Raw genomic sequence first — 8,330 nt, 5'->3', positions numbered from 1 at the left:
TTTATGAAAAAGACTTACCTAAACGATATAAAGCAAAAAGAACTAAGTGTTCATAAAGCTAATATTGGCTACTATAAAATATTTAATCACCTTATTTTGCCTTACATGTTAAAGAGCGATATTGAATTTTGGACTCGAATTCAGTGTTCGCAAGTGTTTCAAGTGGAAAAGCAAGGTAGTAGAGGATATTTATTCTACGACAATTTTTTTATTCTGAATTATTGTCTCACTACCGATATACAAGATATCAGTATCTATGAATCCGAATTAAATTTTAGCCTCAGCAAAAAATTAACTGACTCTCAAATTAAGTATTACGCTCTTAATGAGATAATATTTTTTATTATCAGGTATAGAGGTGTATTAAATTTAGTTAACTGTTATCAGCAATTAAAGAGGCAGCTGTCTGAGGATGATTGTATGAGGTTATTTAACAGTGTGAAATTAACGACAAAGGTATTTGTCAACTTAATTGGACTCTCAGAAGCTAGTTACTACAATTCGCGCAAAAAAACTCCTTTAGAGGAGTCGTACGATGAATGAAGTTGAAATCGATTTTGCAATACAGCAGTTGCTACCGCATGGTATTTCGTACCACAACATAGATGAGCCCAAGCTGATTAAATCTATCTTTTATCATTACCATTCGAACACTCATCAGTGCTTAGACTTCAACGCTTTAGTTTCTACTCTTCCAAATTATGATAGACCCAGAAGAAATCATAAGAGAGCAGATGTTCACTGGTTATTGGCCCTTATTAAACACAATTTTGAAGATTTAACTGACTATAACACTAACTATGCGCTGATTAGAGAGTGGTTAGGGTTCGCCATTTATCTTAGTGTGTTATCACACATTCATCTAAACCCAGTACAAGCCAAGAGCATATTAAAGAAATTTAAAATATATGGATATACACAAACTGCAGACTATCAGTGGTTTTGGAGTCATGAATTTTTTCAAACTATATTACCACTCTCAAGGCTAGAGTTTGACTCGCAATATTTACAAGCTTTAATAGATGACCTTAATGAGCGTGCTGAAGTACTAGCGAATGCACGGTGGGAACAAAACGATACTAACAACTATAAGAAACGTGCGCGTCAGATAGAGCAAATCCATCAAATAATAGAATGGGCCTACTATCCTGAAAGAAAACATAAACGAAGTAGTAAAAAAGACAAAGAGCAAAAAAAAGACAAAGAGCAAGCAGGGACGAGTGATAATAGCAACTCTAAGTCAGATAAACCTGACAAAATAAAAGACAAGCCTTGGCAAAATCTTAAAGCTGAACCTATACCCGTTAACGCGCAGCCTCATTTTTATGGGTTTTTCCATACTAACAACGTGTCTGATCCTATTGATAATAATCCAATAGAATTAATACCTTTTTGTGAAAAACCATCTCTTTCTGAGGAAAGTGTTTCTGTTGAAGAGTTGGTAGATGCTTATAATTCAGATTATTTTTTCAGCTATTCACAGCCTGATCTCTCTAAACGTATCGCACCACTTCATAACTATGATGAATCGGTACAGCAAACCTACATGGCAGCGCATGATTTTGAGCTTGCTACTAATGTTCGCTATCTTTCAAAAATGAGCTGTCAGGCAGTGTTTAATCATTTAGTAACCTACAGCGAACAACCGGTAGCAGCTCTCCTGCTTTTTTCTCTGATCACTGGTTTACCTATCAAAACATTATTGATTCCTGATTTTTTTAGCAAAAGTACGTTGCTTGAGTACGATAACGAGCAGATATTTATTATGCATAGGTTAGGCGTAAGTGATAGGGCAGAGCTTAAGACTTCTTGTTTTGAAAATAAGTCAGATCTCATTTATCTACCACTACCTATAGGTTTGACCTGCAAGTTAGCAGAGGTTAGTGCATCAGAGCTAACGATGGAGAAGGTAAAAGAGTTTATTAAAGCCATGAAAAGTCAGCTGGAGATTGTTTATCTTACTGATACTCGCATATCAAAAATATTACATATGTATATCCGACGATTCACACCATCGGGTAATGAGCATTATGCAGATTTAATTTGCCGTACACCTGCCTCTATCGCACCTGCAATTTATTACAGTAGCCATTCAAACGATGACATCGTTTCTGTTTATAAAGATTGTTTGAACTCATTAAGTGCAGGGTCAACTTACAATCTTGGCTACTTTGATAAGCCAGTACCACATTTCTCTACAGGTAGCATGCAGGTGCTAAATATTGAACATGTCAAAAACCTAGTCTTAGATTTAACGTTATGGGTTTCTAACAGTGAAACAGCATTTGAGCTGTTTAATCGATATAGTATCTATACATGGTATGCCATTTGTTTGTCGACAGGTATTCGAGCTAACAACGGCATTCCAGGTTCAGTCAATCAAATAGATGAAGAAATGGGCTGGTTGATCGTAGATGATAAGCCTAATCGTAGTAGTAAGACAGATCGATTAATACCTCTATGTGCAAGTGCCAAACAACTAATAATAGACTACAAAATTTTCTTACGAACATTCAGGATGACCTTTATTGAAAATAGAGAGTTATCTAATCTTATCACTGAGACGCTAGATGATAATATTGAATCAACAGTTATTAATCTTTTAGAGTCTATGCACCAGTTAAATCCCATTAAACGTGGAGATATTATTAAAGCGACGCCTCATGAGCTAGATATTGATCCCTATTGGGTTCGGCATTTTGTGCGTACTCAGCTAGAGAGACTTAGCACCCCAATACCGCTGATCAATGCAATTATTGGCCACGAAAAGCGTGATCAAGAGGCGTTGAACAAGTATTCTTCAATCTCTAAGCAGCAGATCCATAAAGTAGGTCCTACTCTTGAAATTATTGCACAAACTATTGGCATAAAATCATTAGCCTCTATCGTAGAAGAGCGCTTAAAACAACTGAGAGCTGATTAACATGTCTGATATTCAAACCACAGAACCTAGCGTTTGGATAAATCCAAACGGACGAATTACTGATAAATTTTTCATCAAATTATCTACAGGCTATCAATTAATTGATTCAGAGAGTCGGCTAACACCTCTAGAGTTAAATAAACGTAGCCTTCTACTAATGTTTCAAGAAAATTGGGATACTTTGTTCGATAAGGCCAAAATGTGTCCAATAACTAAAGGCCAGCGAATAACTAATACAGACCTGGAAGTGTTTTATAGTCAGATGACGTCGAGTATCCCTACCTACTGCTATCAAGGATATCCTTTAACACAGGCCTATACACTGCTGAATGAATTTATCGCTTACCAAAATAACAATTTTCAGACCCAAATGACTGCATACCCAATGCCTCCAAAAGCAGTTAAAGCTAAGGTCAATACTTTAAGTGTTGATTCTGACTGGATTAAAAATGGTAAGAAAGTGAGTAGTATTTTGACAATTGTTGATCGCTATTGGTTAGATACGGATTGTTATACGGAAACCCAGATTATAGGGTGGCTAATATTTTCAGCAATGATATATGGAGGAATCAATGATAAAAAGACTCTTGTAAGCTACATAAATACTATTAGAGAACCGACAAAACGCCAGCCTTTTATAAACTTCAATATTATTAGTCATGGACACTATAAGAACAGAAAATATGGCAACGAATATATTACTGATGACTTGTATTGCAATCAGCAGATTGTTTTAGACCCTGTCACACGGTGTTGGTTGATACGGTTAAATGACTGTCATAGTAAAGCTAGGATGATATCAGTGTTTGATGAGCTGATACACGAAACGCTGATTGAAACGAGCATTGAAAATATATTAAAAACCACTTTAACTCCACTCCTAGTTAAGCAGAGTATTAAAACACCAACGTTGGCATTCATGCTCTCTAATAGTAGCTATATTTGGGAGATGCTACCTAATGTGAATGTAGATCAGGCATCGGTAACCGTTATGAAAGGCAAGCAGGATACCGTTGGACTCACGAAAAAATCTTTTGAACGATTACTTCATCAGAAGTACCAGCCTATTCAAAAAGTATATGAGAACAAAGAGTTTCTGGATCTTGAAATCATTGCTTCCAATGGCGAATGTGAGAAAAAACCCTCTCGCCGTCAGGCAGATGATGAGCTTGATCTTATTAAAGAGCTTAAAAATATACTACATAAAAAGTATGAGCATCAGAATAAGTCCAAGTCTCAAAGCAACATAATCGATGAACTATTAAAAATATCACATGATTCTTCAGGTTTGAGCTATAAAATATTAATACGTTGGGTATTATCTCTTGTAGAAAAAAAGGGAATTAATAATGAGTCTATCAGCAAATATATAACCGCTATAGGTTATGAATGGCTAACGTTTACCAAAGACCAACCGCTTGAGAGTTGGACAACTGAATACTTTGAAGAGCTATATGATGAAATACTTGATGATATGGCTGTCAAAGATTTAAGTTACCCGGCAAAACGTCTACAAGCAATACATAAGTTTGCTGAAGTAGAATATGGATTCCCAAAGGTTAAAGTATCTCTTACGTCATCGCAGCGTAAAATTCGCTCTGAATGGTTTTCTCCACAACTATTTTCAGCACTTATAGAACAGATACGTATTGGTATTGATATTGTTGAAGCCGATATGCTCACTATTTTATTCACTATCGCGTATCGTACTGGCATGCGTAAAAAAGAGATCTTAGGTCTTAAATATGCCGATATCGAGGGAATGCAGCGTGACAAACCGTCAGTTATGATACGTCCAAATCATTATCGTTCAATAAAAACAGACAAAAGCATCAGAGAGGTACCGCTATTTGCACTGTTAAAGCCATCTGAATTGGCTTTGTTTATTAAGTTTATTTCTATTAACAGGACGAAGAATGATCAGCGTTTTATTTTTACACTGTCATCCTCACATATACCTCTTGCTGATCATGTTCCAATCAAGCTGCTCAAGCTATTGCATAAAGATATAGGAGGATCTGATCATATAGGTATGACGTTTCATGGATTTAGGCATACAGCGATGACTAATCTAGCATTAGTAATGCAAGGTCATCCTGACTTAGTCATGAGTATGACTGACTACAATGAAGAGGATATTGAACGTATTAAAAAAGGATTACTGGGTGAAAATACTTGTGGCTCAGATTTGTGGTATAGCTGCGCTCATCTTTTTGGACACTTATCACCTGATAGAGGTTTCGAATATTACAATCATACCGCATGGCTAATGGCGTCTTATAGTCTTAGTCAAGCGAGTATTCGATTGCCTTATAGCACATTTAAAAATATTACTGGTATAGATAAAAAGCAATTAAAAGAGAATGGATATAAAGGTGATACCAATAACATAGATCTGCAAAAGATACAAAAACTATTGTATCGACAAGTATTGAATAAAGATTATAGAAGTCCAAAACAGTTTGCTATTCAAGAAAACTGTAATAATGCAGTAGTAGCGAATGCACAAGATGATAGTAGAATAATGCTATTACAGCGGTATGGTCTACGAAGGGTTATTGGATTTTTAGAGGATGTGGTAGAGGATAAAAATGTTGATAACGTAGCTGCAAAATACGATATTAATAGGTTACATGCACAGCAGTATTTTGATAACGCTATGCGAATTCATGGCATTCTATCTACAAGAGGCCAAAAGCGGTTTTTCGCTGAAACAGATACTATTAAGTTAACCCCATCATTACTGAAGAGTGGTCGTGAGCAGAAGATCTTAAGTCAGTTTTTTACGAACGCTACTACAGTTAGAGACCAAAAAAATGAACAATGGAATCAGTTTATTATGGTTGCGGCTTCTAAAATGAGCACTTCGCGTCCTAGTATCAACTTCTCTATAAAAGATATGAATGCAGCAGTAGATTTTATAAAGCTTGGGGCTGAACTTATAGAAGACAAGTATTGGCTTGTAAGGGGTAATGAAGAGATAATGTCACTATTTAAAAAAGAGCTATCAGGCTATCCTGACTTAAAATTCGAAACGTATAAACCAGATAATATTATTAGTCTAGGTATACATAACCCGAACAGCAAAAAGAATTCAAAGAAAAATAGTAACATTGAAGTCTCCAATTACGAGTATTCGCCCTTATTGAGGTTTGCTATACATTTAACTTTAATCTTGGATTTGGATAATCAGTTTTTGAAAATGATGTGAATTTAGATTGCCAGGTGTTTTTGGATGAGGTTATGGTGGGTACGCTATCAGAATAGTGTGGTCGTTATCTGCTTAAAACTATATACAGGACTAATCGTTGAGCCCTTATGGTGATATATGTTTATAGAGCATAAAAAGAAAAGTAATCAATGAAGCGGTAGTGATCCTGATGTCTAACTGTGAATATTTATAAATGTGATTGATGAGCCCTTACTAGACTCATAAAAATAGCGCCCATTGCAGGCGCTATTTTTATTTCATTTCTATGAGGCAAGATCATGATTTCTGATTTATAAAAGCTCTCAAAATTACAGCTACTTCTTAGTACACAACTATTTCTAATAATTGGCTTTAATTTGTGTTTCTATGAAATCAGCGGCAACAGTATTGTACTGATCACAATTGACCACATCGACCGTAAAGTCCGTATCAGTATCTTCTGTAACACCTTTTTGATAGTAGTAAGAGTCATAGACTAAACCATTGTACTCAACAGCAGCTACAATATCGCCATCTTCAGAAGTATATCTAGCAGCTGAGAGTTCGTTATTGCGACCAACTTTTTCTTCAACGAGGTTTTTGACCACGTTGTATTGTTTTTGGTCAGCGATCCATTCACTGATAGTGATGTCGTTTCTAGAAGCTAGCTCGTAAAAAGAATAATAGGACTGAGATGGTGTCTCCTGAAAAATATAGCATTGAGAGCCAGTAGGAAAGGCGATATTATCTGGGAAGTAGTCATAGTCTAAGACAGTATTAATCCCCGTATCAGCATTACGAGCTAACTTCTTAATGCCGCTAAGATCTAAAGTTTCGATATCGTAAATGCTTTCAATGGCTGCGTTATCGGTCTGAATTTTTAACTCAAAGCTATCACTATCAGTAAATTTGAGCTTATAGAATCGACTGTCAAACTCATCACTTACTTTTACAAATACTTTATTGCCAACATAGTAGTCTAAATTATCTTCCTCATCACCTCTACTAACTTGATAAGCAGTAGGTGAGCTTCCTACGATAGTAGAAATTGTCTGCAAAAAATTATTGCTATCGAATCGATAGGCAAGCTTTCCCCATCCTGTCTTATATTCTCCGTCAATTACATCACTGAACGGGTCAAATGCTGTGTAGCTCAGCTTATTGTCGATGATAGGGCCAGTACTATCACCGCTACCTACTACATATTCACCATCATCATCATTGCCGCCGCACCCTGTCAGCATTAAGGCGCTTGTCAATAAGATACTGGCATACAATTTATTTATTTTCATATTGTTACCTATCGTTAGCTTTCCGTAAGAAAGTAATCATAGTTAAAGGTACATCAAATTGCAAAACAAAGTTTTAGTTTTAACACTGTCACTACAATAGTATTAACGCTTCATTTACATATGATATTTAGGAAACTCCCACCTTTATGAATCAATAAATTGTAGTATATTGTGCCTTATTAAAAATGACCCCTGCCGATAAATTCATATCATTAAATCTAGGGAGCTCTAATCATGCAGCTTGGTAATAACATTCTATCGCAGCTCTTCGACCGCTAAACTCAGGTGTGGAGGAAGCTATTAAAAGAGTAAATCGACATTCAGCTATTTTTCTAAGTCACCTATGCGGTGAGGAAGGTCAGATGCTCGTTGGTTGCGTCGCTCTAAGTTTTCTAAGTCACCTATGCGGTGAGGAAGCGAGCATCAGGACGTAAAGCGGCATGGTTAATTTTCTAAGTCACCTATGCGGTGAGGAAGATGTCGCGTTTGCGCTGTCGTGCTGCTTCGTTTTTCTAAGTCACCTATGCGGTGAGGAAACCATCATGCCTGTACAGACGTAGCTTCTTATCTTTCTAAGTCACCTATGCGGTGAGGAAGATTCTATACTTTGTGAAGCTCCAGCATTAACATTTCTAAGTCACCTATGCGGTGAGGAAGGTAAGTTAGATAAGTTCATAGATTTTCTATCATTTCTAAGTCACCTATGCGGTGAGGAAGCGCAACTGATGAGGTTGTTGGTTTGGTGGAGCTTTCTAAGTCACCTATGCGGTGAGGAAGTTTCTGCCAGTGCCTATATACATGCCCATAGCTTTCTAAGTCACCTATGCGGTGAGGAAGTTCACAATCTTTCAAAAAACGCTGGTTGTCGGTTTCTAAGTCACCTATGCGTTATATCTAGTAGTAATTATATAAATAATATGTAAGA

4 protein-coding genes and 1 CRISPR repeat array are annotated in these 8,330 nt (G+C 36.4%); of the genes, 3 read left to right on the top strand and 1 reads right to left on the bottom strand.

Annotated elements, in window-relative coordinates; all coding sequences use genetic code 11:
- The 3 genes from CXF60_RS14510 to CXF60_RS00390 form a co-directional block, all read left to right on the top strand.
- Positions 1 to 543: hypothetical protein (locus CXF60_RS14510; RefSeq protein WP_219621807.1), on the top strand; the 543-nt coding region annotated here is incomplete at its 5' end.
- Positions 536 to 2,923, top strand: a complete 2,388-nt coding sequence (locus tag CXF60_RS00395) for a site-specific integrase (RefSeq protein ID WP_102090346.1) — start codon at positions 536 to 538, stop codon at positions 2,921 to 2,923. The genes CXF60_RS14510 and CXF60_RS00395, both read left to right, overlap by 8 nt.
- A gap of 1 nt (position 2,924) precedes the next feature.
- The gene (locus tag CXF60_RS00390) at positions 2,925 to 6,134 is read left to right on the top strand and encodes a site-specific integrase (protein WP_102090345.1); all 3,210 of its coding nucleotides are present in this window, start codon (positions 2,925 to 2,927) and stop codon (positions 6,132 to 6,134) included.
- Between the two features lie 338 nt (positions 6,135 to 6,472).
- Here the strand turns inward: CXF60_RS00390 and CXF60_RS00385 are convergent, their stop codons facing one another.
- Complete coding sequence (locus CXF60_RS00385) at positions 6,473 to 7,405, bottom strand: hypothetical protein (RefSeq protein WP_102090344.1); 933 nt, start codon at positions 7,403 to 7,405, stop codon at positions 6,473 to 6,475.
- Positions 7,406 to 7,734: 329 nt separating this feature from the next.
- Positions 7,735 to 8,242: a CRISPR direct-repeat array (repeat unit 28 nt; unit sequence TTTCTAAGTCACCTATGCGGTGAGGAAG).
- Positions 8,243 to 8,330: the final 88 nt, after the last annotated feature.

The sequence above is a fragment of the Psychrobacter sp. 4Bb genome, assembly GCF_002836735.1.
Taxonomy (GTDB): Bacteria; Pseudomonadota; Gammaproteobacteria; order Pseudomonadales; family Moraxellaceae; genus Psychrobacter.
Note: the sequence above shows the minus strand (reverse complement) of the source record. Positions and strands in the feature narration are given on the sequence as shown.

Excerpts from the sequence above, each read along its gene's own strand:
- CXF60_RS00390 (WP_102090345.1), top strand. The coding sequence starts at position 2,925 with ATGTCTGATATTCAAACCACAGAACCTAGCGTTTGGATAAATCCAAAC.
- CXF60_RS00385 (WP_102090344.1), bottom strand. The coding sequence starts at position 7,405 with ATGAAAATAAATAAATTGTATGCCAGTATCTTATTGACAAGCGCCTTA.
- CXF60_RS00395 (WP_102090346.1), top strand. The coding sequence starts at position 536 with ATGAATGAAGTTGAAATCGATTTTGCAATACAGCAGTTGCTACCGCAT.